This is a genomic window from uncultured Friedmanniella sp. (assembly GCF_964244005.1).
Taxonomy (GTDB): Bacteria; Actinomycetota; Actinomycetes; order Propionibacteriales; family Propionibacteriaceae; genus Microlunatus.
The window spans coordinates 84,192-110,006 of sequence record NZ_CAXTHG010000014.1 but is presented as its reverse complement, the minus strand read 5'-3'; the positions used below and the strand labels follow the sequence as shown (position 1 = coordinate 110,006).

The 25,815-nt window shown below is 71.9% G+C and carries 24 protein-coding genes and 2 pseudogenes; 6 read left to right on the top strand and 20 right to left on the bottom strand.

Annotated features, from left to right (window positions below):
- Positions 1–111: 111 nt before the first annotated feature.
- Complete coding sequence (gene carA, locus ACFE76_RS11050; RefSeq protein ID WP_375431805.1) at positions 112–1,281, bottom strand: glutamine-hydrolyzing carbamoyl-phosphate synthase small subunit; 1,170 nt, start codon at positions 1,279–1,281, stop codon at positions 112–114.
- Positions 1,282–1,433: 152 nt separating this feature from the next.
- Here carA and ACFE76_RS11045 point away from each other — a divergent pair, with 152 nt between their 5' ends.
- The 4 genes and pseudogenes from ACFE76_RS11045 to ACFE76_RS11030 all read left to right on the top strand — a co-directional run.
- Entirely contained in the window at positions 1,434–2,003 is a 570-nt protein-coding gene (locus ACFE76_RS11045; RefSeq protein ID WP_375431804.1) for a MarR family winged helix-turn-helix transcriptional regulator, read from the top strand.
- Positions 2,000–4,072 (top strand): MFS transporter, encoded by a 2,073-nt coding sequence (locus ACFE76_RS11040; protein ID WP_375431803.1) that lies wholly within the window; start codon positions 2,000–2,002, stop codon positions 4,070–4,072. The genes ACFE76_RS11045 and ACFE76_RS11040 overlap by 4 nt, the downstream gene beginning before the upstream one ends.
- A gap of 42 nt (positions 4,073–4,114) precedes the next feature.
- Positions 4,115–4,282, top strand: a pseudogene (locus ACFE76_RS11035) (EamA family transporter); the annotation flags it as partial.
- A 49-nt stretch (positions 4,283–4,331) separates the two neighbouring features.
- Positions 4,332–4,970, top strand: a pseudogene (locus ACFE76_RS11030) (EamA family transporter); the annotation flags it as partial.
- Between the two features lie 48 nt (positions 4,971–5,018).
- On the opposite strand, the gene nusB reads toward ACFE76_RS11030, so the two are convergent.
- The 12 genes from nusB to ACFE76_RS10970 all read right to left on the bottom strand — a co-directional run bounded on the left by nusB (position 5,019) and on the right by ACFE76_RS10970 (position 15,981).
- Positions 5,019–5,543, bottom strand: coding sequence for a transcription antitermination factor NusB (nusB, locus tag ACFE76_RS11025; protein ID WP_375431802.1), 525 nt, complete (start codon positions 5,541–5,543; stop codon positions 5,019–5,021).
- 2 nt (positions 5,544–5,545) lie between these two features.
- Entirely contained in the window at positions 5,546–6,106 is a 561-nt protein-coding gene (gene efp / locus ACFE76_RS11020; RefSeq protein ID WP_375431801.1) for an elongation factor P, read from the bottom strand.
- Positions 6,107–6,227: 121 nt separating this feature from the next.
- Entirely contained in the window at positions 6,228–6,845 is a 618-nt protein-coding gene (locus ACFE76_RS11015; RefSeq protein ID WP_375431800.1) for a maleylpyruvate isomerase N-terminal domain-containing protein, read from the bottom strand.
- Between the two features lie 301 nt (positions 6,846–7,146).
- A complete protein-coding gene (aroB, locus tag ACFE76_RS11010; protein ID WP_375431799.1) occupies positions 7,147–8,247 on the bottom strand; it encodes a 3-dehydroquinate synthase in 1,101 nt (366 codons plus the stop codon).
- Positions 8,240–8,740, bottom strand: coding sequence for a shikimate kinase (locus ACFE76_RS11005; RefSeq protein WP_375431798.1), 501 nt, complete (start codon positions 8,738–8,740; stop codon positions 8,240–8,242). Before ACFE76_RS11005 ends, aroB begins: the two co-directional genes overlap by 8 nt.
- 2 nt (positions 8,741–8,742) lie before the next feature.
- Positions 8,743–9,942, bottom strand: a complete 1,200-nt coding sequence (aroC, locus tag ACFE76_RS11000) for a chorismate synthase (protein ID WP_375431797.1) — start codon at positions 9,940–9,942, stop codon at positions 8,743–8,745.
- Positions 9,943–9,947: 5 nt separating this feature from the next.
- Complete coding sequence (locus ACFE76_RS10995; RefSeq protein ID WP_375431796.1) at positions 9,948–10,784, bottom strand: shikimate dehydrogenase; 837 nt, start codon at positions 10,782–10,784, stop codon at positions 9,948–9,950.
- A complete protein-coding gene (gene mltG / locus ACFE76_RS10990) occupies positions 10,774–11,886 on the bottom strand; it encodes an endolytic transglycosylase MltG (RefSeq protein ID WP_375431809.1) in 1,113 nt (370 codons plus the stop codon). Before mltG ends, ACFE76_RS10995 begins: the two co-directional genes overlap by 11 nt.
- Entirely contained in the window at positions 11,849–12,424 is a 576-nt protein-coding gene (gene ruvX, locus ACFE76_RS10985; protein WP_375431795.1) for a Holliday junction resolvase RuvX, read from the bottom strand. Before ruvX ends, mltG begins: the two co-directional genes overlap by 38 nt.
- Positions 12,425–12,440: 16 nt before the next feature.
- A complete protein-coding gene (alaS, locus tag ACFE76_RS10980) occupies positions 12,441–15,119 on the bottom strand; it encodes an alanine--tRNA ligase (RefSeq protein ID WP_375431794.1) in 2,679 nt (892 codons plus the stop codon).
- A 197-nt stretch (positions 15,120–15,316) separates the two neighbouring features.
- A complete protein-coding gene (locus ACFE76_RS10975) occupies positions 15,317–15,583 on the bottom strand; it encodes a hypothetical protein (RefSeq protein ID WP_375431793.1) in 267 nt (88 codons plus the stop codon).
- Positions 15,580–15,981: a DUF948 domain-containing protein gene (locus tag ACFE76_RS10970; protein WP_375431792.1), complete on the bottom strand. Its 402-nt coding sequence runs from the start codon at positions 15,979–15,981 to the stop codon at positions 15,580–15,582. Before ACFE76_RS10970 ends, ACFE76_RS10975 begins: the two co-directional genes overlap by 4 nt.
- Before the next feature lie 91 nt (positions 15,982–16,072).
- Here ACFE76_RS10970 and ACFE76_RS10965 point away from each other — a divergent pair, with 91 nt between their 5' ends.
- Entirely contained in the window at positions 16,073–16,612 is a 540-nt protein-coding gene (locus ACFE76_RS10965; protein ID WP_375431791.1) for a DUF3253 domain-containing protein, read from the top strand.
- Positions 16,613–16,688: 76 nt separating this feature from the next.
- Here the strand turns inward: ACFE76_RS10965 and ACFE76_RS10960 are convergent, their stop codons facing one another.
- The 7 genes from ACFE76_RS10960 to ACFE76_RS10930 all read right to left on the bottom strand — a co-directional run bounded on the left by ACFE76_RS10960 (position 16,689) and on the right by ACFE76_RS10930 (position 24,323).
- Positions 16,689–18,092: a replication-associated recombination protein A gene (locus ACFE76_RS10960; RefSeq protein WP_375431790.1), complete on the bottom strand. Its 1,404-nt coding sequence runs from the start codon at positions 18,090–18,092 to the stop codon at positions 16,689–16,691.
- A gap of 29 nt (positions 18,093–18,121) precedes the next feature.
- Positions 18,122–18,487, bottom strand: coding sequence for a WhiB family transcriptional regulator (locus ACFE76_RS10955; RefSeq protein ID WP_375431789.1), 366 nt, complete (start codon positions 18,485–18,487; stop codon positions 18,122–18,124).
- A 194-nt stretch (positions 18,488–18,681) separates the two neighbouring features.
- Positions 18,682–20,457 (bottom strand): aspartate--tRNA ligase, encoded by a 1,776-nt coding sequence (gene aspS, locus ACFE76_RS10950; RefSeq protein ID WP_375431788.1) that lies wholly within the window; start codon positions 20,455–20,457, stop codon positions 18,682–18,684.
- Positions 20,454–20,765, bottom strand: coding sequence for a hypothetical protein (locus tag ACFE76_RS10945; RefSeq protein ID WP_375431787.1), 312 nt, complete (start codon positions 20,763–20,765; stop codon positions 20,454–20,456). Before ACFE76_RS10945 ends, aspS begins: the two co-directional genes overlap by 4 nt.
- 17 nt (positions 20,766–20,782) lie before the next feature.
- Positions 20,783–22,258 (bottom strand): DUF2252 domain-containing protein, encoded by a 1,476-nt coding sequence (locus ACFE76_RS10940; protein WP_375431786.1) that lies wholly within the window; start codon positions 22,256–22,258, stop codon positions 20,783–20,785.
- The gene (hisS, locus tag ACFE76_RS10935) at positions 22,258–23,586 is read right to left on the bottom strand and encodes a histidine--tRNA ligase (protein WP_375431785.1); all 1,329 of its coding nucleotides are present in this window, start codon (positions 23,584–23,586) and stop codon (positions 22,258–22,260) included. Before hisS ends, ACFE76_RS10940 begins: the two co-directional genes overlap by 1 nt.
- Positions 23,583–24,323 (bottom strand): MBL fold metallo-hydrolase, encoded by a 741-nt coding sequence (locus tag ACFE76_RS10930; protein ID WP_375431784.1) that lies wholly within the window; start codon positions 24,321–24,323, stop codon positions 23,583–23,585. The genes hisS and ACFE76_RS10930 overlap by 4 nt, the downstream gene beginning before the upstream one ends.
- Between ACFE76_RS10930 and ACFE76_RS10925 the strand changes: the two genes are divergently transcribed.
- Positions 24,316–25,623, top strand: a complete 1,308-nt coding sequence (locus ACFE76_RS10925; RefSeq protein WP_375431783.1) for a DUF349 domain-containing protein — start codon at positions 24,316–24,318, stop codon at positions 25,621–25,623. The two genes, ACFE76_RS10930 and ACFE76_RS10925, sit on opposite strands and share 8 nt — an antisense overlap.
- Positions 25,624–25,815: the final 192 nt, after the last annotated feature.

Below are 25,815 nucleotides of genomic sequence, written 5' to 3'. Positions count from 1 at the left end.
GCAGCACCCGGCAGGCCTGGGTGCCGGAGTAGTCGAACTCGCAGGCCTGGCCGATCACGATCGGCCCCGAGCCGATGACGAGGATGGACTCGATGTCGGTACGGCGGGGCATCAGGCCACCGCCTGCCGCGCGCTGATCACGTCGACGAACCGGTCGAAGAGGTAGTTGGCGTCGTGCGGGCCGGCGGCGGCCTCGGGGTGGTACTGGACGGAGAAGCCGCGGACCCGGCCCTCGGCGTCGCGCAGCTCGAGCCCCTCGACCACCGAGTCGTTCAGCCCGACGTGACTGACCGTCGCCGTGCCGTAGGGGGTGGCCACCGGCTCACCGATCGGGGCGTCGACCGCGAAGCCGTGGTTGTGCGAGGTGACCTCGACCCGCCGGGTGCGCAGGTCCATCACCGGCTGGTTGAGGCCGCGGTGGCCGTAACCCAGCTTGTAGGTGCCGAAGCCGAGCGCCCGGCCGAAGATCTGGTTGCCGAAGCAGATGCCGAAGTACGGGATGTCCGCCTCCAGCACCGCCCGCAACAGCTCGACCGGATGCTCGGTCGCGCTCGGGTCGCCCGGCCCGTTGGAGAAGAAGACCCCGTCCGGCTCCAGCGCGGCGATCGCGGCGAAGGAGGTGGTGGACGGCACGACGTGCACCTCGATCCCCCGCTTTGCCATCTGGCGAGGGGTCATCGACTTGATGCCCAGGTCCACCGCGACCACCCGGTAGCGGGTCTCCCCCTCGGCCGGCACCACGTACGCGGCGGCAGTCGTCACCTCCTCGGCCAGGTGGGCCCCCGACATCGCCGGCGTCTCCCGGACCCGCTGCAGCAGCGCCGCGGGGTCGGTCTCCACGCTGGAGAGCCCGACCCGCATGGCGCCGCGGTCGCGCAGGTGCCGGGTGAGGGCGCGGGTGTCGACGTTGCACATGCCGACGACGCCCTGTGCGCGGAGCTCGTCCTCCAGCCCACGGCGGGAGCGCCAGCTGGACGGTACCCGGGCGGCGTCGCGGACCACGTAGCCGGCCACCCAGATCTGTCCGGACTCGTCGTCCTCGTCGTTCCAGCCGGTGTTGCCGATGTGCGGCGCGGTGGCTACGACGACCTGGCGGTGATAGCTGGGGTCGGTGAGGGTTTCCTGGTAGCCCGACATGCCGGTGGCGAAGACCGCCTCGCCGAAGGTCTCACCGACGGCGCCGAAGGCGTGGCCGGCGAAGGTCCGGCCATCCTCCAGAACGAGCAGGGCCGACGGTGGCGGTGGAAACAGGGAGGAGCTCGTCGAGCCGGCTGCGGTCATGCCCGTCCTTTCCTGCCTCACAGGACAGGTCTTAAAGGTTGGTAGATCGCAGAACACGCTATCAGCCCGCGGCCGCGCAGCCGCCGTCGTGAATAGTTGCGCTATGCAACGCCGCGTCATATCGTTGCGTACAGCAACCAAGGAGCACGCTCATGACGACCACCAGCGACCGCCGCGAGGCCACGGCCGGACTCCTCGACACCTTGAGCCGGCTGATCCGCACCTCGCGAGCCGTCACCCACCGCCAGACGACAGCGTTTGACCTGGCCGGCACGCCGATCGGCATCCTCAAGGCACTGGCCGAGGGCGACGCCCGACCGGGCGACGTCGCTGTCCGGCTGCAGATCGCCCCGTCCGTCGTGTCCCGCGCCGTGGTCCCGCTCGAGCAGGCCCGGCTCGTCGAGCGACGTCTCGACCCCGCCGACGCGCGGGCCTGGCGGCTCGGACTCACCGACACCGGCCGTCGTCGGCTCGAAGCGGCCCGCCACGAGCTCGTCGACCGGCTCGCGCCGATGCTCGACGACTGGGGCGACAACGACATCGCCTCGCTGACCACCCTGATGGCCCGGCTCGACACCACGGTCTGCCGGCAGCTGGAGCAGGCTTACGACGCTCCAACGACCCAGACGCTGCCGACGCTCCCGACCTACGACCTCGAACCGGCTCAGTCCCAGACCCCCGCCCACCGCACCAGCTCATCGACCACCGAAGGCCACGCATGACCACGACCGCGGTTGCGACCGCCACCACCCGCGCCTCTGACGCCGAGCACAAGCAGATCCTCAAGGTGATGTCCGGCCTGTTGGCCGCCTTGTTCACCGCGCTGCTGTCCTCGACCATCGTCTCGACCGCACTACCGACGATCATGGCCGACCTGCACGGCACCCAGCGCCAGTACACCTGGGTGATCACCGCCTCCCTGCTGGCCATGACGATCTCAACCCCCATCTGGGGCAAGCTCTCCGACCTGTTCGACAAGAAGCTGCTGGTCCAGCTCGCGATCGTGCTGTTCGTGGCCGGGTCGATCGGCGCCGGACTGTCCCAGACCGTGCCGCCGATGATGGCGTTCCGGGCGCTGCAGGGACTCGCCATGGGTGGGCTGGTGGCGCTCACCCAGTCGATCATGGGCGCTCTCATCCCGCCGCGGCAGCGCGGTCGCTACTCCGGCTACATGGGCGCGGTGATGGCGGTCAGCACCGTCTCGGGCCCGCTGCTCGGCGGCGTGATCACCGACAACGCCAACTGGCGCTGGTGCTTCTTCGTCTGCGTGCCGCTCGCCGTGATCGCTCTCGTCATGCTGCAGCTGAACCTGCACCTGCCCTTCACCAAGCGCAAGGTGTCCATCGACTACGTCGGCGCCGCGCTGATCGCCGTGGTCGCTGCGCTGCCGATGCTCTGGGTGACCTTCGCCGGTACCGAGTACGCCTGGATCTCCTGGCCGTCCGGTCTCTTCCTCGCCGGCTTCCTGGTCGCGGTCGTTCTCGCCGTCGTCACCGAGCTGCGCGTGTCGGAGCCGATGGTGCCGATCCGGCTGCTCAACAACCGGACCACCGTGCTGATGATCATCGCCAGCCTCGGGGTGGGCGTGGCGATGTTCGGCAGCAGCACGTTCTTGACCCAGTACTTCCAGCTCGCCGGCGGCCACTCGCCGACGCGGGCCGGGCTGATGACCATCCCGCTGATCGTCTGCCAGATGTTCACCTCCACCATCGGCGGCCAGATCGTCACCCGGACCGGTCGGTGGAAGCCGCTGATGGCCGTCGGTTCGGTCGCGCTGCTCGTCGGGCTCGCCGGGCTGGCCACCATCGACCACACCACCCCGTACTGGTTCGTGGCGATCGCCATGGGCGTGATGGGCATCGGCGTCGGCGCCCTGATCCAGAACATCGTCCTCGCCGTCCAGAACACCGTCGACGTCGCGAACGTCGGCGCCACCTCCGCCACCATCTCCTTCTTCCGCTCGCTCGGCGGTGCGGTCGGCGTCGCCGTGCTGGGCGCGGTGCTGGCCAGCCAGGTGAGCGACAAGATCACCACCGGTCTGCAGGGGGCCGGCATCGCCGGCGGCAGCTCCACCGGCACCCTCGACATCAAGGACCTGCCCGCCCCCGTGCAGGCCATCGTGCACGCCGCGTACGGCGACTCGTTCGGCCTGCTGTTCGGTATCGCCGCCGCCATCTCGATCGCCACCCTGGTCGCGGTCCTCGCGGTCCGGGAAGTGCCGCTGCGCAACACCGTCGCCCTCGTCCCGGCCGGGGCTGCCGGCGACGCGACCGCGGAAAAGGTGGCCGAGGAGATCCCGGCCCTGAAGGAGGCCGACACGCGCGACCTGGACACGTCGTCCCTCCACACGGCCTCCTTCGACGTGGGGGCGCTCGACGACCCCACCGAACGGCTGTCGGTCGCGGCCCTCGACGTGCTGACCGCTGCGCGGGACCAGGCCCAGCAGCACCTCACGGTCGACTCCGCAAGCCGAGAGCTCCGCGAGCTGATCGCCGACGTGCAGACCCGGCTGGCCGAGATCCGGTCGCGGATCGCCCCGACCGACGCCGGAGCCGCTCCGGACCCGGACACCGTGGGTGCGGACAGTCTCCGGTCGTACGAGTACGGGCTGCTGCTGGACAGCCAGCGGACGGCCGACCGGGTCATCCGGCTGGCGCGGCTCGAGGCTGAGCGGATCCTGACCGAGGCCGACGAGGAGCTGGCTGTCCGTCAGCAGCGGCTGGAGACCCTCCGCCGGGCCGAGGCCGAGCTGAGCGCGCGGGTCGAAGAGCTGGTCCGCTCAGGTCGGTGACCGCCGGGGGTATCGCGGGGACCGCGGGACGCTCCTCCTCGTGTGACCGCTGCGACATCGCTGAGCCGGATCCCCTGGCTGCCGCCCGCCGCCCTCGGTCTGGTGGCGGTGATCTGGGGCGTCACCTTCACGGTGGCCGACGGCGCGACCGAGGTCGTCCCGCCGGTTGACCTGGTGGTCTGGCGCTTCGGGCTGGGCTCTGTCGTGCTGAGCCTCCTCACCCGCTCCGCGCCGCCGCTACCGGTAGGGCTGCGGCGTCGTGCCCTGGTCCTGGGCGGTCTGCTGGGGGGTGGGCTTCCTGCTGCAGACCTGGGCCCTCACCAGCACCGACGCCCTCACCTCCGGGTTCCTGACCGGCCTGCTGGTGGTGATCGCTCCCCTGGCCGGCTGGCTGCTGTATCGCGAGCGACTCGGCCGGGCCACCGCGGTCGGGGTCGGGCTGGCCGCGACCGGGGTGCTGGTCCTGGGGCTGCGCTCGACCGGGCTCGGCGCTGGTGAGCTGGTCACGATGGCCTCCGCGACGGTCTGGGGTCTGCACCTCGTGCTGTTGTCGCGGTGGTCGGCCCCCGGGCACGCGCTGCGGCTGGCCCGAGCCCAAGCAGCCACCGTGACCGGACTGGGGCTGCTCGTCCTGCTCGTCCGGCCGGTGGCCACGGGTGGCTCGCCGCTGCCGGTCCTGCCGCCGGACGCTGCGGCGTGGGGCAGCGTGCTCTTCCTCGCCGTCCTCGCCAGTGCCGTGGCGATGGCCCTGCTGAGCTGGGCGCAGTCCCGGGTACGCGCGACCCGGGCTGCGGTGATCCTGACCCTGGAGCCTGCGGTGGCCGGGATCACCGCCGCCTTGGCCGGCACCGCCCTGACCGGACGGACGGTGCTAGGCGCCCTGCTGCTGCTCGCCGCCATGTACGTGGTCGAGCTGAGCAGCCGGGCTCCGACCGGAAGGCTTGGCTCAGCCGGGGTCCGCGACCGAGCTCACCGCGGCGACATCGTCGCCCTGGTCCGGCTGCTTGGTCGTCAGCACCGCGCCGAGCAGCCCGTTGAGGTAGGCGGGCGACTCCTCGGTCGACAGGTCGCCGACCAGCGCGACGGCCTCGGCGATCGCCACCTCGTCCGGGGTGTCGCTGTGGTCGATCTCGTAGACGGCGATCCGGGCGGCGGCGCGGTCGACCCGCGGCATCCGCTCGAGGGACCAGCCGCCACTCATGCAGGCGGCGATCCGTCGGTCGACCTCCCCGCCGTGCCGGACCACGCCGCGGACGAGGTCGGCGGTGTAGTCGCGGACCGGCGGGTCGGCGAGGTCGGCCCGGACGTCCAGGGTCGAGATCGGGTCCTCACCGCGCAGGTCGGCCTCGAACAAGATGTCGAGGGCCCGCTTGCGGGCCTTGCTCCGCGTCGACAGGTGGGTGCGGACGCGGTCTGGTGCGGGCTGGTCGGGTGCGGGCTGGTCGGGTGCGGGCTGGTCGGGTGCGGGCACCGTCAGCCGACGCGACCGAGGTAGTCGCTCGTCCGGGTGTCGACCCTCACCTTCTCGCCGTTGGTGATGAACAATGGGACCTGGATCTGAAGGCCGGTCTCCAGCGTCGCCGGCTTGGTCCCACCGGTGCTGCGGTCGCCCTGCAGGCCGGGCTCGGTGTAGGTGATGAGCAGCTCGACCGAGGCGGGCAGGTCGATGTAGAGCGGGTTGTCCTCGTGGATCGCGACCGTGGCGATCTGCTCCTCGAGGAGGTAGTTCTTGGCGTCGCCGACGGTCTCGTCGCTGATCGTCACCTGCTCGTAGGAGCTGGTGTCCATGAAGACGAAGCCCGCGCCGTCGTGGTAGAGGTACTGCATGTCGCGGCGGTCGACGCTGGCGGTGTCGACCTTGGTGTCGGAGTTGAAGGTCCGGTCGACCACCTTGCCGGACAGCACGTGCTTGAGCTTGGTCCGCACGACCGTGTTGCCCTTGCCCGGCTTGTGGTGCTGGAACCAGACCACCGACCACAGCTGGCCGTCCAGGTCGAGGACCATGCCGTTCTTCAGATCATTCGTCGACGCCACGTACGCATACCCTTCTCATCACTCTGGTCTCGTGCCACGGTCGCCCGTGTCACGCTCCGCCCGTCCGGTCATGGGCAGCCACTCACTCTAGTCCCTCGTGCTAGTCCCCCGGCCGACTCGGTCAGACGACCGAGAAGTCCTCGGGCAGCGGCGCCCGTCCGGTGAGGGCCGCGAGCAGCACCGCTCCGCCGCCGTGCCGGACGGCGGCGGACGCCGCGAGGACGGTGACCTCGTCGAGGACCTCCTCGCCCAGCGCGGACGGCGGCTGGCCGCTCGCCCGCGCGACGTCGAGGCCGTGGACGACCAGCTCGAACGTCCGGGTCGGCAGATAGTCGCTCAGCCGCATCCCGCCGCCGATGGTCTCGATCACCGGGTCGCCGGCCCGCTCCACCCGGGGCAGCACGCGCTCGACCAGGACCCGGACGGCCGCGGCCGGGTCGGCGCCGAGCGATGCCCCGGCCTGGCGGCCGCGTTCGGCCACCGCCCCCGGGTCGCCGCCCGCTGAGTTGCCGCTCGCGCCGACCGACGTGAGGTAGGCGACCGGACCGTCCAGCACGACCTCGGCCGCAGGTCGGTCCAGGTAGGTGTCGACGGTGATCAGAGCGCGGGCGCCGTGGCCGACGAGGGCGCGCAGGTCCCAGACGCCGAGACCGGGGCTGTCCCACTGATCCGGTCGGATCTGCGCAACCAGGTCCGCGTACGCGTGGGCCGCCTCGGCGAAGTGCTCGTAGGAGGTCATGGGTCGATTCTTCCCCACGTCCTCCCGGGCCACGAGTTGTCCACAGATCGGCCGAGGCGTCCTCGTGACCACGCGGTGGCCGGAACGTCACGGTGGAGTTCACCGCCCAGGGGGTTGGCCTCCATCGCCTCCGTTCGGCTCCGGTTGGCGGCGCCGGAGCCGATGATCGGGCCGTCGCCGGACGTCAACCGGCCCCAGGGGACAGGCTGCCCTGCGCCGACCGCCAGAACGGATAGCCGACGGCGGCCTTCGTCCAACCGCGCCTGGACCGACACCGAGATGTCGTGGACCGAGTCCGACACTAGGCAGTCGATACGGCCGCGTAGGCCGAGCGCAGCAGCTCCGGTGAGGGGCCCGCCAGGATCTCGGCCGACGCAAGGCCGTTCAGGACGACGAAGCGGAGCGTCGAGCCGCGGGTCTTCTTGTCCAGACCCATCGTGGCGACCAGGTCGTCGAACGCGTCGGCGGCGTAGCTGGTGGGCAGGCCGAGGCTGGTCAGGACCGCCGCGTGCCGGCTGGCGGTGGCGTCGTCGAGCAGGTCGGCCCGCCGGGCCAGCTCGGCGGCGAAGACCAGGCCGACGCTGACCGCCTCACCGTGTCGCCAGCGGTAGTGCTCGCGCCGTTCGACGGCGTGGCCGAGCGTGTGGCCGTAGTTCAGCAGCTCGCGGCCCACCTGGCCACCGACCGAGGTTGCCTCCCTGAGGTCCGCCGAGACGACGTCGGCCTTGACCCGGATGGAGCGTTCGACCAGCTCCCGCAGCACCGGCGACCCGGCGGCCGTCGCGGCGTCTGGGTCCGCCTCGACCAGCGTCAGGATCTCCGGGTCGGCGATGAAACCGCACTTGACCACCTCGGCGAGCCCGGCCACCAGGTCCGGCCGCGGCAAGGTGGTGAGGACGTCGAGGTCGCAGAGCACCCCAGCCGGCTCGTAGAACGCACCAACCAGGTTCTTGCCCTCGGGAGTGTTGATCCCGGTCTTGCCCCCGACCGCGGCGTCGACCATGCCGAGCACGCTGGTCGGTACCTGGACGAGCCGGACGCCGCGCAGCCAGGTGGCCGCCACGAAGCCCGCGAGGTCGGTGGTCGATCCGCCGCCGACGCCGACGACCGCGTCGGAGCGGGTGAAACCGGCCTGGCCGAGGACGGACCAGCAGCGTGCCGCCACCTCGGCGGTCTTGGCCGCTTCGGCGTCCGGGACGTCGATCCGGACGGGGACGTACCCGGCCGCCGTCAGCCGGTGCACGACCGACTCGGCGAGGGCGATCAGTGGCGGCGGGTGCAGCACCGCCACCCGCTGCACCTTCGACCCCAGCAGCCCCGCGAGCGAGGACAGCAGGTCGTGGCCGACCAGCACCTCGTACGGCCGTTCGGCCGAGACGGCGATCCGGGTCGGCTCAGGCATCGACCCGCTCCGTGCCGAGGAGCGAGTCGACGACCGCGTCCGGGCTGAGGACGTCGGTCGCGACCTGCTCGGTGGCCACCTCGGCGTACAGCGGGGCGCGTTCGGCGAGCAGCTTGATCAGCCGGCCGCGGACGTTGCCGAGCAGCAGCGGCCGGGCCTCGTTCAGCCCGACCCGGGAGACCGCCGTGGACGCACTGACCCGCAACCAGACGACACGGTGGCCGCTGAGCGCAGCCCGGGTCGTGGCGGAGAGCACCGCTCCCCCGCCCAGGGACAGGACGCCGCCACGGCCGAGCAGCTCGGCGGTCGTCTCCTCCTCCAACGCACGGAAGGCCGGCTCGCCGTCGTCGGCGAAGATCTCGGCGATGGTGCGGCCGGTCCGGTCCTCGATCTCGGCGTCCACGTCGACGAACTCACACCCGAGACGCTCCGCCAGCAGCGCCCCGACCGTCGACTTGCCCGATCCGGGCGCGCCGACCAGGACGATCGACACGCTCACCGGCTGTCGACCGCGAGGCCGCGCTCGGCGACCTGCTTGAGGTAGCCCTCGTAGTTGCGCTTGGTCTCCTCGACCGAGTCGCCGCCGAACTTCTCCAGCACGGCGTCGGCCACCACCAGGGCGACCATCGCCTCCGCGACCACGCCGGCGGCCGGCACCGCGCAGACGTCGGACCGCTGGTGGTGGGCGACCGCGTTCTCCCCGGTCGTGGTGTCGATGGTCCGCAGCGCCCGCGGCACGGTGGCGATCGGCTTCATCGCGGCTCGGACCCGAAGCACCTCGCCGGTACTCATCCCGCCCTCGGTCCCGCCGGAGCGGTGCGAGGCGCGGGCGATTCCGTGCTCACCCGCGACGATCTCGTCGTGCGCCGCGCTGCCGCGGGTCCGGGCGAGGGTGAAGCCGTCGCCGACCTCGACCCCCTTGATCGCCTGGATGCCCATCAGCGCGCCGGCGAGCCGGGAGTCGAGCCGCCGGTCCCAGTGCACGTGCGAGCCGAGCCCGGGCGGCAGGCCCCAGACGACGACCTCGACCACGCCGCCGAGGGTGTCGCCGTCCTTCTGCGCCGCCTCGACCTCGGCCACCATGGCCGCCGCGGCGGCCGGGTCGAAACACCGCACCGGGTCGGCGTCGACGGCCGCCAGGTCGGCCCAGGTCGGCACCACGCCGGCCGGCGCGGCGACCGTCCCCAGCTCGACCACGTGGCTCAGCACCTGGACCCCGAGGGCCTGCTGCAGGAACGCGGTAGCGACCCGGCCGAGGGCGACCCGCGCCGCGGTCTCGCGGGCACTGGCCCGTTCGAGGACCGGACGGGCCTCGTCGAAGTCGTACTTCTGCATCCCGGCCAGGTCGGCGTGCCCGGGACGGGGTCGGGTCAGCGCCGCGTTGCGGGCCTGCCCGGCGAGCACGTCGGCGTCGACCGGGTCGGCCGACATCACGGTCTCCCACTTGGGCCACTCGGTGTTGCCGACCTGGATCGCGACGGGTCCGCCCTGGCTCTCGCCGTGCCGGACGCCACCGAGGATGGTCACCGCGTCCGCCTCGAACTTCATCCGGGCGCCGCGGCCGAAGCCGAGTCGACGCCGCCCCAGGGCGTCGGCGATGTCGGCGCTGGTCACCTGCACGTGAGCGGGTAGTCCCTCGAGCACCGCCACCAGCGCCGGACCGTGCGATTCCCCTGCCGTCAGCCATCTGAGCATGAGGATCAGTCTCCCACGCGCGCGGCGAGGGCGGCCCGTCCGGCGGCGTACAGGACGTCGGGGTCGACCGACGAGCCGGTCATCAGCTCGAGCTGGCGCAGCGCCTGGCCGACCAGGAGGTCGAGGCCGCTGACCACCGTCCGGCCGGCGGCGGTGGCCGCGAGGGCGAGCGGCGTCGGCCAGGGGTCGTAGATCGCGTCGAAGACGAGCGGGGCGCTGGCGGCGGCCGCGCCGGCCAGCGTGTCTGCCGCCCCCGCGACGGCGGTGTTGAGCAGCGCGTCCGCCAACGGCAGCGGCGCGGCCCACTGCTGCACGTCGACGGTGACCCCCAGCTCGGCGCCGAGCACCTGCAGCGGCTCGGCGCGGCTGGGCGTCCGCGCCACCACCGTCACCGTCCCGGCGCCGAGCTGGCTCACCGAGACGAGCGTCGAACGGGCGGTGGCCCCCGCGCCGAGGATCGTCACCCGCGGCAGCCGGGCCACGCCGGCCCGGGTCAGTGCCCAGACCAGCCCCGCAACGTCGGTGTTGAACAGGACGCGTCGACCCTCGGGCTCCCAGACGAGCGTGTTCGCCGCGCCGGCCTGAGCGGCGACGGGATCGACCTCACCGAGCGCGAGGGCCGCGACCTTGAGCGGCATCGTCAGGCTGAGCCCGCGCCAGGACGCGTCGCAGCCGGCGACAAAACCAGTCAGGTCGGCCTCGCTGACCTCGTACCGGTCGTAGCTCCAGTCCAGCCCGAGCACGCCGTACGCCGCCTGGTGCAGCGCCGGCGACAGCGAGTGCGCGATCGGCGAACCGAGCACGGCGCAGCGCCGACCCGAACGGCCGACCTCAGCTGTCACAGGTGCCCGGGTTGTCCCGGCAGTACTGCTGGAACTCGGCCCGGATCTTCTCGAAGTCGGCCTCGTTGGACGCGAACTTCGTCTCACCCGTCTTGAAGTTGACGGTGACGAAGAAGAGCCAGTCACCCTGCTCCGGGTTGGCCGCGGCCTCCAGCGCCGCTTTCCCGGGCGCGGAGATCGGCCCGGGCGGCAGGCCCTGGTAGCGGTAGGTGTTGTACGGGGACTTGCTGGCCTGGTCCTCCGGCGTCGTCGTGTTGGTCTTCAGGTTCTCGGCGTAGATGACGGTCGAGTCCAGGCCGAGCTTCATGCCCGCGTCGAGCCGGTTGTATAGAACCTGCGCGACCTTGGCGCGGTACTGGTTCTGGTTGACCTCGCGTTCGATGATGCTGGCCACGATCAGCACCTCGTACGGCGACCGGCCGAGCTTCTTCGCTTCGGCCTCCAGCCCGATGTCGTCGGTGACGTTCTTGTACTGGCTGACCATCTGGCGCAGCGTCGAGGTCGCGGTCGCGTCGGCGGTGAGCTCGTAGGTGTCGGGGAACAGGAAGCCCTCGGGCCGGTTCTTGGCGTAGCTCGGCAGCCCCAGGCTCGACGGGTCGTCCAGCGCCTTCTCGTACGCCGACTTCTTGATCTTGGTGGCCTTGGCCAGTGCCGTCACCTGCGCGCTGAGCCGCAGTCCCTCCGGCACGGTGAACTGGGCGCGAACCCGCGACTCGCCGGGGTTGATGAGCAGGTTGAGGGCGTCGACGGCCTTCATCTGGGTCTTCATCAGGTAGCGGCCGGACTGGATGCTCGTGGCGCGGGGCTCCGCGCGCACGGCGGCGTCCCAGGCCTTGCTCGACTTGACCACGTCGTCCTCGAGCAGCACCGACCCGATGCCGTCGAGGGAGGAGTCCTCGGGGATGGTGATGGTGACGGCAGCCTTGCCCGGTCCCGGGTAGTCGGGCACCTCACCGATGCCGGAGAGGAACGTGCTCGTGCGGTCCCAGACGAAGTAGCCGCCGAAGACCAGCACCGCGAGAGCCAGGACGACCGCCAGGCAGCCCTTGCCCCGGTGGGCGATCTCACGCGCCGGGCTCGGCTTGACCTCCGGGTCGAGCATCGATGTCACGCGGTGGGTCTCCCTCGAGGTCTGCGCTGGTCCTGACCGCCTCGTCGACGGGAACAGTGGACGATACTAACTCTCCGGCGGCGACACCCGAGGCACGCTCGACCGCGAGCGCGTGCTCCAGGATCTCCGCGGCGGCCGCCATGTCGATGACGCCGCGCTGCGCTCTGGCCTTGCGGCCCCCCTCCCGCAGCCGGCGGGACGCGCTGACGGTGGACAGCCGTTCGTCGACCAGCCGGACCGGCACGGCGACCCCACCGGCGATGAGTGCCGCCGCGAGGGCCGCTGCGCGCTCCCGGACCTTGACGGCGGCCGGACCCTCCGAGCCGTTGAGCGACCGGGGCAGTCCGACGACCACCTCGAGCGGCTCGACCGCCGCCACGATCGCGGCGAGCTGGACGAGCTCGGCCGGGCCGGCCGCGACGGTGTCCCGTGGGTAGGCGACCAGACCGTCGGGGTCGCACTCGGCCACCCCGATCCGCGCGTCGCCCCAGTCGAGACCCAGGCGCCGGCCGCGCCGGAACTCCGCCACCACGCCGCCGCCCGACTCAGGACTGGAGGGTGTGGCCGATGGCGTGCTCGACGGCGGTGAGCGCGTCGGCCACCTTGGTGCCGTCGGTGCCGCCACCCTGGGCGATGTCGTCCTTGCCGCCCCCGCGGCCACCGAGGATCTCGCTCGCCGCCCGGACCAGGTCGCCGGCCTTGAGCCGACGGTCCCGCGCGCCGGCGGTGGTGACGATGACGACGCTCGGCTTGTCCGGCGTACCGCCGACCACCGCGATCACCGCGGCCCGGTCCTGGAGGCGGTTACGCAGCTCGAGCGCCAGCGTCCGCAGGTCGCCGCCGGTCACGCCCTCGGCGTGGTGCCCGACGTAGGAGACACCCCACATGTCGTGCGCCGTGGCCACGATGGCGCCGACCTCGGCCAGCACGTTGCGGCTCTTGAGGTCGGCAATCTGCTTCTCCGCCGCCCGCAGCTGCTCGACCAGCCGGGAGACCCGGTCGCTCAGCTGGTCGGGCTGCACCTTGAGGGCGTCGCTCAGCCCGGACACGAGCGCGCGCTCCTTCGCCAGGTAGCGGAACGCCTCGATGCCGACGAACGCCTCGACCCGGCGGACGCCGGAACCCACCGAGGACTCCGCGTTGATCGTGACCAGGCCGATCTGGGACGCGTGCTGCACGTGGGTGCCACCGCAGAGCTCGCGCGACCAGGGCCCGCCCATCTCGACGACGCGGACCTCCTCGCCGTAGGTCTCGCCGAACAGCGCCAGCGCGCCCAGCTCCTTCGCCCGGGCCAGCGTCATGTACGCCGCGGTGACGTCCAGGTCGAGCCGGAGCGCCGCGTTCGCCGCCTCCTCGACGTCGGACCGCAGGGCCGGGCTGAGCCCGGACGGCCACGCGAAGTCGAGCCGCAGGTAGCCGGGCTTGTTGTAGGAGCCGCTCTGCAGCGCGGTCGGACCGAGGACCTGGCGCAGCGCCGCGTGCATCACGTGGGTGCCCGAGTGCGCCTGGCAGGCGCCGAGCCGCCACTCGCCGTCGACCGCCGCGAGCACCTCGGTACCGCTGCGCAGCTCTCCCTCGGCCACCCGGACCCGGTGCACGACCAGGCCCTTGACCGGGCGTTGCACGTCGACGACCTCGAGCCGGACGCCGTCGGCGGTGATCACCCCGGCGTCGGAGTCCTGGCCGCCGGACTCGGCGTAGAAGGGCGTCTGGTCGAGCACGACCTCGACCACGTCACCCTCGGACGCCGCGGGCACGAGCTCGCCGTCGCGCACGATGCCACGGACGCGCGACTCGGTGACCAGCTCCTCGTACCCGGTGAACGGGGTCAGCCCGAGAACGCGCAGCTCGCGGTAGACCTCACTGCCGACCGCACCCGCCTTCTTGGACTTGGCGTCAGCCTTGGCGCGGTCGCGCTGCTCGGCCATCAGCCGGCGGAAGCCGGTCTCGTCGACGGCCAGCCCCTGCTCCGAGGCCATCTCCAGGGTCAGGTCGATCGGGAAGCCGTACGTGTCGTGCAGCTGGAACGCGCGCTCCCCCGAGAGCGAGGGCGCCGCTGACTGCCTGGCGTCGGCCACGGCGAGGTCGAAGATCTGGGTACCGGTGGTGAGGGTGCGCCGGAACGCGTCCTCCTCCCCGTAGGCGATGGCGGAGATCCGGTCGAAGTTCGCCACCACCTCCGGGTACGCCTCCCCCATCGCGTCGCGGCTGACCGGCAGCAGCTCGGGCAGCACCGGCTCGTGCACGCCCAGCAGCCGCATCGAACGAACCGTCCGCCGCAGCAGCCGGCGCAGCACGTAGCCACGGCCCTCGTTGCCGGGGGTCACGCCGTCCGCGATCAGCATCAGGCCGGAACGGATGTGGTCCGCCACGACCCGCATCCGCACGTCATCGGTGTGACCCTCCGGGCCGCCGGCGCCGTACGTTCGGCTCGACAGCTCAGTGGCGCGGGTGATGACGGGGAAGACCTGGTCGATCTCGTACAGGTTGTCGACGCCCTGCAGCAGCAGCGCGACCCGCTCGAGGCCCATCCCCGTGTCGATGTTCTTGCGCGGCAGGTCACCGACGATGTCGAAGTCGTCCTTGGCCCGGACGGTGGCCAGCTCCTCCTGCATGAAGACCAGGTTCCAGATCTCCAGGAACCGGTCCTCGTCGACGACGGGCCCACCGTCGCGGCCGTACGCCGGTCCGCGGTCGATGTAGATCTCGCTGCAGGGGCCCCCGGGGCCGGGGATCCCCATGTGCCAGTAGTTGTCGAGCAGCCCGCGGCGCTGGATCCGCTCGGCCGGCAGGCCGGCGATGTTGGCCCAGAGGGCCGCCGCCTCGTCGTCGCTGTGCAGCACGGTGACCCAGACGCTGTCGGGGTCGAAGCCGAGGCCGCCCGCGTCCTGGCTGCCGGTGACGAGCTCCCAGGCGTACCGGATCGCCTCAGCCTTGAAGTAGTCGCCGAAGGAGAAGTTGCCGTTCATCTGGAAGAAGGTGCCGTGTCGCGTGGTCTTGCCGACCTCCTCGATGTCGAGGGTGCGGACGCACTTCTGGACCGACGTGGCCCGGTCGTACGGCGGCGTCTCGGCGCCGGTGAAGTACGGCTTGAAGGGGACCATGCCGGCGTTGACGAAGAGCAGGGTCGGGTCGTTGTAGAGCAGCGGTGCTGAGGGCACCACCTCGTGGCCGCGCGACGCGAAGTAGTCGAGAAAGCGGCGCCGGATCTCGGCGGTGTTCATGGGGGTCCTTCGGGGAGGGGCCAGGCAGGTGCCTAGGAGGGTGGTGTCGAACGGCGGCCGTAGCGAGCAGGTGCCCGGGTACGTGCTGGGCAAGGCGCCGGAGGAGTCGGATAGCGGGGTTCTCTCCGCGACGACGGCAACGAAGCCCGGTGCGTGCCCGGGTGCCGCGCAGTAGGTCGGCGTTTGACACCACCCTCCTAGGAGGTGGGCGGCTCGGTCAGGCCGAGAGCGTCGGACTCTGCTCCGCCCAAGAAGGCACCGCGGAGCTCCGCTTCGCGCTCGGCCGCCGCAGCTCGTACCCGGCCGATGAAGTCGCGAGCCGACTCGCCGACCCCGATCGCGGACTCCGCGACCCGGTGACCGACCGCTTCCGGGGTGGCGCGGCGCAGCGAGCCGCGTACCTTCGACCACAGCCAGAGCGCCAGACCGGCGCCGGCCGCAAACCACACCAGCCGGCGGATCACGACTTGCTCCGCTTGGCCAGACGCTTGCCCGAGCCCTCACCGCTCAGCGCCTTGCGGACGCCGTAGGTGAGCGCGGCGGTCTTGACCAGCGGTCCGCCGAGGGTCGCGGAGAACAGTGTGGTGAGGTTCGCCGCGTTGCCGCTGACCACGGTGGCGTTGCGGCTCACGGTCGCGACGTCGGCGGTGACGACGCCGATCTTCTCCAGCTCGGCGTTCGTGGCGCGGACGGTCCCCTGCAGCTCGGTCAGGATCGGGACCGACTCGTGCCCGATGTCACGGACCGCCAGCCGGACCTCCTCGAGCACGCGTCCCAGCTTGAACAGCGGGACGGCCACGATAGCGACGAGGGCGACGAAGGCAATGGCGGCGATGAGGCCGGCGATTGCTCCTAACGACATGGGACTTCCTTCTGCTGGGGGCAGGCTGTTGCGGGGCGGACCCGACGTGGGCCGCTCGCGAAACCTTATCGCGCCCTGGCAGGCTGGGATCGTGGCTGAGCCCGAGCGGACCGAACCGGAACGCCCAGAACCGGAACGTACCGCTGACGGCCACCACCTCGTGATCGACAGCCGCCGCTGGCGGGCGAGCGACCCGACCATCCCGGACGGTCTGCGGGCCGAGCTGGTCGGGGAGCTGATGGCGGCCAGACGCGCGGTCCACGCTGCGTCCGGGGAGGCTGAGGCCGTCGCGGCGGCCCGGGCCCGGGTGCAGGACGCCAAGGTCGCGCTCGGCGAACGCGGCGAACCCTGGTGGGAGCCGCCGACCGACGACGGCTTGCGACAGCGGCTCGCGGCCGCGATGCGGACGCTGCTGCGGCACCGGGAGCCGACGGTGACGATCTGTCCGAGCGACGCGGCCCGGGTCGCGGGCGGTGAGACGTGGCGGACGGCGATGGACGCGGCCCGTGAGGTGGCCGCGGAGCTGGCGGCCGACGGGGTGCTGGAGGTGCGGCAGCGCGGCGAGAAGGTCGACCCGGCCACTGCCACCGGAGCGCTCCGGCTCGCGCGCGGCCCGTCCTGGTCCGGGTGAACCACGGTCGGCCCTGGAAATCGACCTCGAGACAGGCCAAGAGGCCCGACTGAGGGCAGATAAGGCCATCTGGGGGTCACTTCTCAGGGGAGGCGTCGGTAGCCCGTCCGAGGAGCTCCTCGATCCGGGTCAGCCGGGCGCCGATCGCCGCCTCGCCCCCGTGGTCGGTCGGGGTGTAGTAGCGGACGCCGGTGAGCTCGTCGGGCAGGTACTGCTGGGCGGCGATGCCGCGTGGCTCGTCGTGGGCGTAGCGGTAGCCCTCGCCGTGGCCGAGCTTCTTGGCCCCGGCGTAGTGGGCGTCGCGCAGGTGCGGCGGCACCAGGCCGATCAGTCCCGCCTCGACGTCGGCGATCGCGGCGCTGATCGCGGCGATGACCGCGTTGGACTTCGGCGCGAGGGCGAGCGCGATCACCGCCTGGGCAAGGTTGATCCGCCCCTCGGGCATGCCGATCAGCGCGACGGCGTCCGCGGCCGCCACTGCGGTGGTGAGCGCGCTCGGGTCGGCGAGCCCGATGTCTTCCGACGCCAGCACCACCAGCCGGCGCGCGATGAAGCGCGGGTCCTCACCGGCCGTGATCATCCGGGCCAGGTAGTGCAGCGAGGCCTGGACGTCGGAGCCCCGGACCGACTTGATGAAGGCGCTGATCACGTCGTAGTGCTGGTCGCCGTCCCGGTCGTAGCGGACGGAGGCCTGGTCGACGGCTCGGGCGAGCGCGTCGTCGTCGACCGTCCGGCTGCCCACCGCAGCCGCCCCGGCTGCGGCTTCCTCGAGGTAGGTGAGCGCCCGGCGCGCGTCGCCGCCAGCCAGTCGCAGCAGGGTGGTGCGGGCCGGTCCGGTGAGCTCGTACGCCTCGCCGGCCCTGGTCCGCAGACCGCGTTCCTCGGTCAGCGCCCGGTCGAGCAGGGCGCTCACGTCGTCGTCGGTGAGCGGCCGCAAGGTCAGCAGCAACGACCGGGACAGCAGGGGTGAGATGACCGAAAAGCTCGGGTTCTCGGTGGTGGCGGCGACCAGCGTGACCAGCCGGTTCTCCACCGCCGGCAGCAGCACGTCCTGCTGGGTACGCGAAAACCGGTGCACCTCGTCGACGAAGAGGACCGTCTCCTGGCCGGTCCGCAGGTCGCGCCGTGCCTGATCGAGGACCGCCCGGACCTCCTTCACCCCGGCCGTGACCGCGCTGACCTCGACGAACCGGCGCTGGGTGCTCTGGGAGACGACCGCGGCGATGGTGGTCTTGCCCACTCCGGGCGGCCCCCAGAGGAACACCGACATCGCCTCGCCCGCGGCGAGCCGTCGCAGCGGGGAGCCCGCGCCGAGCAGGTGCTGCTGGCCGACGATCTCCTCGACCGTGCGCGGACGCATCCGGACCGCCAGCGGCAGGTGATCGCCGGCGGAGTCAGCCAGGCTGCCGGTCGGACTGGCAAGACTGCCCGCCGCAGGGCCGATGGGAGCCGCCACGTCACCGAAAAGGTCCTCGGTCATCGCTGCGGCCGCCACATCACTCTGGCAGGCTAGTTGACCTCGACGTTCAGCCGCTGCCGCAGCCGGCGTCGCTCGTCGTCGGTGCAGCCCCCGAAGATCCCGAACTCGGGGCCGACGGCCAGCGCCCAGGCGAGACAGTCGCGCCGGACGGGGCACTCGGCGCAGACCGACTTCGCCTCGTCGATCTGGGCCTGGGCAATGGCCCCGATGGTGCTGATCGGGAAGAACAGGTTGAGGTCGATGCCGATGCAGGCGGCGGAGTCCCGCCAGTCCGGCTCGGGTTCGGCGCCGATGGGGGTCCGCCGCCGAGGTGTCGGACGCGGCAGCGGTTCGCTGTCCAGATCGGTGAGCGGACGAGGGGCGACAGACGGTGCGGAGTACTCGACAGTGGACATGACCAGGCCGTTCTCTTCATGGGAAGCAGAGGACGCGGCACGCTTCTCGACCGGCGTGACTGACTCAAGCAGGTTGTGACGAGCCCGCGCAAGACCCTCATCGGTGCATTTTGCGACTTTCTTTCCGACCGGCGGGTGGATGCGGCCAAAAGGGACAGTTCGCGCTGACTTTAGAGGTGGAACTCAGTCGGAATTCAGTTTTTCCCGGCTACGGCGTCGACGCCGGCCTCACGGCGCTGCTGGGGCGTGATCGGCGCCGGAGCATCGGTCAGCGGGTCGACGCCGCCGCCGGACTTCGGGAAGGCGATCACGTCACGGATCGAGTCCGTGCCCGAGAGCAGGGCGCAGATACGGTCCCAGCCGAACGCGATCCCGCCGTGCGGCGGCGGGCCGAAGCTGAAGGCGTCGAGCAGGAAGCCGAACTTCTCGTTCGCCTCCTCCTGGCTGAGCCCCATCACCGCGAAGACGCGCTCCTGGATGTCGCGTCGGTGGATACGGATCGACCCGCCGCCGATCTCGTTTCCGTTGCAGACCACGTCGTAGGCGTAGGCCAGGGCCGAGCCCGGGTCGGTGTCGAAGGTCTCCAGCGACTCCGGCTTGGGCGAGGTGAACGCGTGGTGGACCGCGGTCCAGGCGCCACCGCCGACGGCGACGTCGCCCGAGGCGACCGCCTGGCTGGCCGGCTCGAACAGCGGTGCGTCGACCACCCAGGTGAACGCCCAGGCCGACTCGTCCACCAGGCCGACGCGGCGCCCGATCTCGAGCCGGGTGGCGCCGAGGAGGGACTGGGCGCCGGTGCGCGGGCCGGCGGCGAAGAAGACACAGTCCCCCGGCACGGCGCCGACCTGCGCGGCCAGTCCCTGCCGCTCGGTCTCGGACAAGTTCTTGGCGACCGGGCCGCCCAGCTCGCCGTCCGCACCGACCAGCACGTACGCCAGGCCGCGGTGCCCCCGCTGACGCGCGAACTCCTGCCAGGCGTCGAGGGTCTTGCGCGGCTGGGACGCGCCGCCCGGCATCACGACCGCCCCGACGTAGGGGGCCTGGAACACCCGGAAGGGCGTGTCGGCGAAATAGCTGGTCAGCTCGGTGATCTCGGTGCCGAAGCGGAGGTCGGGCTTGTCCGAGCCGTAGCGGTTCATCGCCTCGGCGTAGGTGATCCGCGGGAACGGGGTGCTCAGCTCGACGCCGATCAGGGCCCAGATCCGGGTCAGGATCTCTTCGCTCAAGGCGATGACGTCGTCCTGGTCGACGAAGCTCATCTCGACGTCGAGCTGGGTGAATTCGGGCTGCCGGTCGGCGCGGAAGTCCTCGTCGCGGTAGCAGCGCGCGATCTGGAAGTAGCGCTCCATCCCCGCCACCATCAACAGCTGCTTGAACAGCTGCGGGCTCTGCGGCAGGGCGTACCAGGCACCGGGCTTGAGCCGAGCCGGGACGAGGAAGTCCCGGGCCCCCTCCGGCGTCGACCGGGTCAGGGTGGGCGTCTCGATCTCGACGAAGTCACGGTCGGTCAGCACGGTCCGGGCGACCTGGTTGACCTTGCTGCGCAGCCGCAGGGCGGCGGCCTGAGCCGGTCGACGCAGGTCGAGGTAGCGGTACTTGAGCCGCGCCTCCTCCCCCACCGTGACCCGCTCGTCGATCTGGAACGGGAGCGCAGCGGCGGCGCTCAGCACCTCGAGCTCGGTGGTGACGACCTCGACGGCCCCGGTGGGCAGGTCGGGGTTGGCGTTGCCCTCGGGCCGCGGTGCGACCTGGCCGACGACGCGGACGCAGTACTCGTTCCGGAGGTCGTGGGCGCCGGACGCGGCCAGCATCTCATCGCGCACCACGACCTGGACGACCCCGGTGGAGTCACGGAGGTCCAGGAAGGCCACGCCACCGTGGTCGCGGCGGCGGGCGACCCAGCCGGCGAGGGTGACGGAGGTTCCAGCGTGCTCGGCCCCGAGAGTGCCGGCACCGTGGGTGCGGATCACAGACGTGCTTCCTTCCGAACGAGAAAAATGCCGTGGTCGATCCTACGGGGCGCGCTCGTCGTGCTGCTGCTCGCCGTGGTGCTGCTCAACCGGTCGGCGCACGAGACCGGCCTGCCCGTCCTGCTCGCCGACCACCTGCCGGGTGCACCAGCCGGACCTTTCTCGGTGTCCGCCGGGTCCGGCAGGTGTTCCTGCAGCACGGCGACACCGACAAAGCCGGCTCGGCCTACGCGTTCTCGCTCCGCTACGACGACATCGTGGTCGCCGGCCAGGCCGGCCTCGGGAAAGCCGATCGCGATGGTCGCCACCCGCACCTGAGCGGCGCTCAGCCCGGGCGGAAGGCCGACCCGACACGGTCGAGGGCACCCTCCAGCACAGGTAGCCGGCCGCGCCGGACCGCGGCGACCAGCGTCGTGTAGTCGGCCTCGGTCTGGTCGGCGTACGCCCGGGCGAAGTCGGCCATGGCGCGGTCGAGCTTGTCGGAGGGACCCGCGTAGCCGGCGATCATGGACGCGCCGCTGGTCCGGGCGTGCCCCTTCGCGAGCAGGTGCCCGACGATGCCGGCGTAGTCGCTGAGCGCGGCGGCGTCGATCGCGTCCAGCGGGATGGTGCCCTTCATGTTGCGGAACTGGCGGACGTAGTACTGCCGCTCGGCCACCGTGGTCCAGCCGAGCAGCGGGTCGCTGACCGTCTGCAACGCCTGCTGGTACTCCACCACCCGCTGGCCCTGGTGGGCGTGCCAGGCCGAGTCGCCGTGCACGTACGGCGCGAGGACCGAGCGCCGGGCCTGCTTGAGCTGCAGGAAGACCACGTCGTCGGGGCTGCTGCCCTCCAGCAGGGCCACGTAGGCGCGCAGCCCGACGCTGCCGACGCCGACGACCTTGTGGGCCAGGTCGATCAGCGTGTAGCCGCCGAGGGCTCGGCGCCAGTGCGGGGCGAGCGTGGTCAGGTACTCGTCCAGCGCGACCGCGACGCCAGCGGCCTCGTCGGCGCCGACGCGGGTGATCAGTGGCGGGTCCTCCACGATCTGGCGGACCCCGTCCCGCTCGGCGGTGAACTTGGGCAGCGCGCGGTCGCTGGTCCGCGACCGGGCGCGTTTGGCCGAGCGGCTGATCTCGTCCCGGAGCGACTTCTCGGTCACCGTCTCGTGCAGCCGGCCGACGTCGAGCCGGTTGTAGCTGCGCATCAGCAGCGGCTGCTCGGCGAGGAAGCGGACCTCGTCGCGGTAGGCGGCGACGCAGGCGAGAACGGCGTCGCGGCACCGGTCCTCGCTGGCCCCGTTCTCGCGGCCGGCGACCCAGGTGCTGGCCACCAGCCGCCGCAGGTCCCACTCCCAGGGGCCCGGGTGGGCTTCGTCGAAGTCGTTGAGGTCGATCACCAGCTCGCCTTCGGGCGAGGCGTAGAAGCCGAAGTTGCCGAGGTGGGCGTCGCCGCAGATCACCGGCATGATGCCCGTCGACGGCAGCCCCGCCACGTCGGCGGCCATCACGACCGCCGTCCCGCGCAGGAACCCGTACGGCGAGCTGACCATCCGCGCCACCCGGACCGGGATGAGGGAGTCGAGGCGGCCGCGGTGGGACTCCTCGAGCAACGCGACGGGGTCCGCCCGGTCCGCGGGGGCGCTCCAGGCCCCCAGCGACGAGCGGGGCACGGTGTGCCGCAGCTCCTTCCCGAGCGCGTACCGGTCCGACCTCGAGCTCGGCCGTCGCCGCAGCGAGGCGAAGACCTCGCTGTCGGCCGAGGCCAGGACCTGGTGCCCCCGGCTCGAGCCGGGGGTCGACCCGCTGGTCGCGTCAGCCATCAGGACCGGACCTGGGGGTGCAGGTCGGCGGCCGGGGGGTTCCACCGGTCGGGGTCGGCGGGCAGCTGTTCGCCGGTCCGGATGTCCTTGACCTCACTCGACGCGGCCGGGCCGAACCACACGTACGGGATGCCGCGCCGGTCGGCGTAGCGGATCTGCCGGCCGAACCTGTCGGCCTTGGGCGCCACCTCGGTGGGGATGCCGCGGGCCCGCAACGCCTCGGCCACCGCGACCGCGCTCGACCGGGTCTCCTCCGACTCGACCGCGACCAGGACCGCGGTCGGCACCGACCGGGTCGGTTGCAGCACCTTGCGGCCGAGCAGCGGCGCGAGCAGCCGGGTGACCCCGATCGACAGGCCCACGCCCGGATAGGTGGTCCGGCCGTCGGTGGCCAGCGACTCGTAGCGGCCGCCGGAGGAGATCGAGCCCCACGACTCGTAGCCGACCAGCTCGGTCTCGTAGACGGTGCCGGTGTAGTAGTCGAGGCCGCGGGCGATCTTGAGGTCGGCGACGAGCCGGCCGGGCACGTGGGTGCGCGCGGCCCGCACCACGGCGGCGAGCAGCTCGAGACCCTCGTCCAGCTCGTCGCTGTGGACGCCGAGGCGGTGGACCTCGTCGACGAACGACTCGTCCGGGGCGGAGATCTGGGCCAGCTGGACCACCGACCTGGCCTGGGCGAGGCTGACACCGGAGTCGCTGACCAGCACCTCGGTCACCCGTTCAGGTCCGATCTTGTCCAGCTTGTCGACCTGGCGCAGCACCGCCGCCGGGTCGGCGATGTCGAGGCCGCGGTAGAAACCTTCGGACAGCCGGCGGTTGTTGACCCGCATCAGCACCGGCGGCAGTCCGAGGTCGACGTGCAGCCGGTCGAGCGCACCGAGGGTGACCAGCGGCAGCTCGACGTCGTGGTGGGCGGCCAAGGTGCCGGCGTCGACGATGTCGATGTCGGCCTGGGTGAACTCGCGGTAGCGCCCCTCCTGCGGCCGCTCGCCGCGCCACACCTTCTGGATCTGGTAGCGCCGGAACGGGAACGCCAGCTCGTGGGCGTGCTCGAGCACGTAGCGCGCAAACGGGACGGTGAGGTCGAAGTGCAGGCCCAGCTCGGCCGGGGTGCCGGGCTCGGCGGCCACCCGCTGGACGGCGTAGACCTCCTTGTCGATCTCGCCCTGCTTGGCCAGCCGGTCCAACGGCTCGACCGACCGGGTCTCGATCGACCCGAAGCCGTGCAGCTCGAACGTCTCCCGTAGCCGGTCGAGCACGAGCTGCTCGACGATCCGCTCCTGCGGGGTCAGCTCGGGAAACCCGGACAAGGGCTTGGGGCGGCTCACGACGGGCTCCTCGGTGACGGGTCCTGCAGGTAGGGCGCTTGTAGGTAGGGCGCCTGTAGATAGGGGTTGTGCGCACGCTCGCGGGCCATGGTGGTCTGCGGCCCGTGTCCGGGCAGGATGGCGACGGCGTCGGGCAAGGGCAGCACTTTGGTACGCAGGCTCTCCAGCATGTCGACGGAGCTGCCGCCCGGCAAGTCGGTTCGGCCGATCGAGCCGGCGAACAGCACGTCGCCGGAGAGGACCAGCGACTCGACGTCGGTACGGGGACCGGGCATCGAGGAGAGGTCGAGGGAGAACATCGTCGACCCGGGGGTGTGGCCAGGTGCGTGCAGGGCCGACAGCTCCAGGCCCGCGACGGCGATGGTCGCGCCGTCGGTGAGCTCGTGCACCGTGTCTGGTTCGACGAAGGTGGAGCCGGGGGCCAGCCGTTCGACCAGGGCGAAAGCGTCGGGACCCATCGCGGCGAACGGGTCGGCGAGCAGCGCGCGGTCGGCAACGTGGATCCAGCAGGCGGCGTCGCTGCTGCGGCACAGCGGGGTGACCGAGAACGTGTGGTCGAGGTGGCCGTGGGTGAGCACCACCGCGACCGGCTTCAGCCGGTGCTCGGCCACGACGTCCACGACGGTGTCGAGCGCCTCCATGCCCGGGTCGACGATGACGCACTCCGCGCCCGGCTCGGTCGCGAGGAGGTAGCAGTTGGTCTGCCACACTCCCGCAGGGAAGGACGCGATGAACACAAACGCGAGACTATCGGGCAGGATTGGGCGCATGACTGAAGCCGCTGGCTCACCGGTCCCTGGGGCCGGAGCCGGTCCTGCGTCCTTCGGACGGGTCGATCCGGACGGTACGGTCTTCGTCCGCACGGCTGCGGGCGAACGCAGCGTCGGCCAGGTGCCTGAGGTTCCCGCCGAAGAGGCGATCGCCTTCTTCACCCGGCGCTACGACTCCCTCGAGCTCGAGGTGTCCTTGCTCGAACGTCGGGTGAGCACCGGGGCGCTCTCCCCCGACGACGCGGCCGGCTCGGTGAAGACCGTCCGGACCGCCGTCGACGGTGCCCACGCCGTCGGTGACCTGGACGGGCTGCTCGCCCGGCTCGACGCCCTGGCCCCCAAGCTCGCCGAGCAGCGAGCGGTCAAGCGGGCGGAGCGGGCCAAGGCGAGCGAGGAGGCCCGCGCCGCCAAGGAGACGTTCGTCGCCGAAGCCGAGAAGTTCGCCGCCGGCAACGACTGGCGTGGTGGGGTCAACCGGTTCCGCGCGCTGCTCGACCAGTGGAAGGCGCTCCCCCGGCTCGACCGGGCGACCGACGACGAGCTGTGGCACCGCTTCTCCAGCGCCCGGACCACCTACACCCGGCGCCGCAAAGCCCAGTTCGCCCAGCAGGGGGAGCAGCGCGAGTCGGCCCGGGTGGTCAAGGAAAAGCTGGCTGAGGAGGCTGAGGCGCTCGCCGGCTCGACCGACTGGGGCCCGACCACCGGCACCTACCGCGAGCTGATGACCCGCTGGAAGCAGGCCGGTCCCGCCCCGCGGGGGATCGACGAGACGCTCTGGCGGCGGTTCCGGGCGGCCCAGGACGGCTTCTTCGCCGCCAAGACCGCGGCGATGAACGAGCAGGACGCTGAGTTCGCGGTCAACGCCGAGGCGAAGGAGGCGTTGCTGAGCGAGGCGGAGGCCCAGCTGCCGGTGACCGACCCGGCGGCCGGGCGAGCGCTCTACCGCGACCTGCTGGAACGCTGGTCCGCGCTCGGCAAGGTGCCGCGCGACTCGATCCGGCCGCTGGAGAGCCGGCTGCGTGCGATCGAGGAGGCGGTGAACCACGCCGAGGAAGACAAATGGCGGCGGACCAACCCCGAGGCGCTGGCCCGGGCCCAGGAGACGGCCGCCAAGCTGGAAGCCCAGATCGCCCAGCTCGACGCCCAGGCCGAAGCCGCCGACGCCCGCGGCGACGTCCGCCGCGCCGGGGAGGCCCGCAGCTCGGCCGCCACCTACCGCGAGTGGCTCGAGCAGGCCCAGAAGGCCGTCGCCGACTACTCCGGCTGACTCCCCGCCCCGGGGGCTCGGGTGCACCCACCATGGGAATGCCCTGGCCGGTCACTTCACATGCTGGCGGGCGTCGTCACAGGTGCGCGCGCAGGTGGGAAGTCGCCCTAGAGCCTGTGAAGTGACCGTGTAGGTGGGGGTCAGGGGTTTAGCCTGCCGCCGCCTCGCCGACAGGCTCAGCACCCGCGCGGG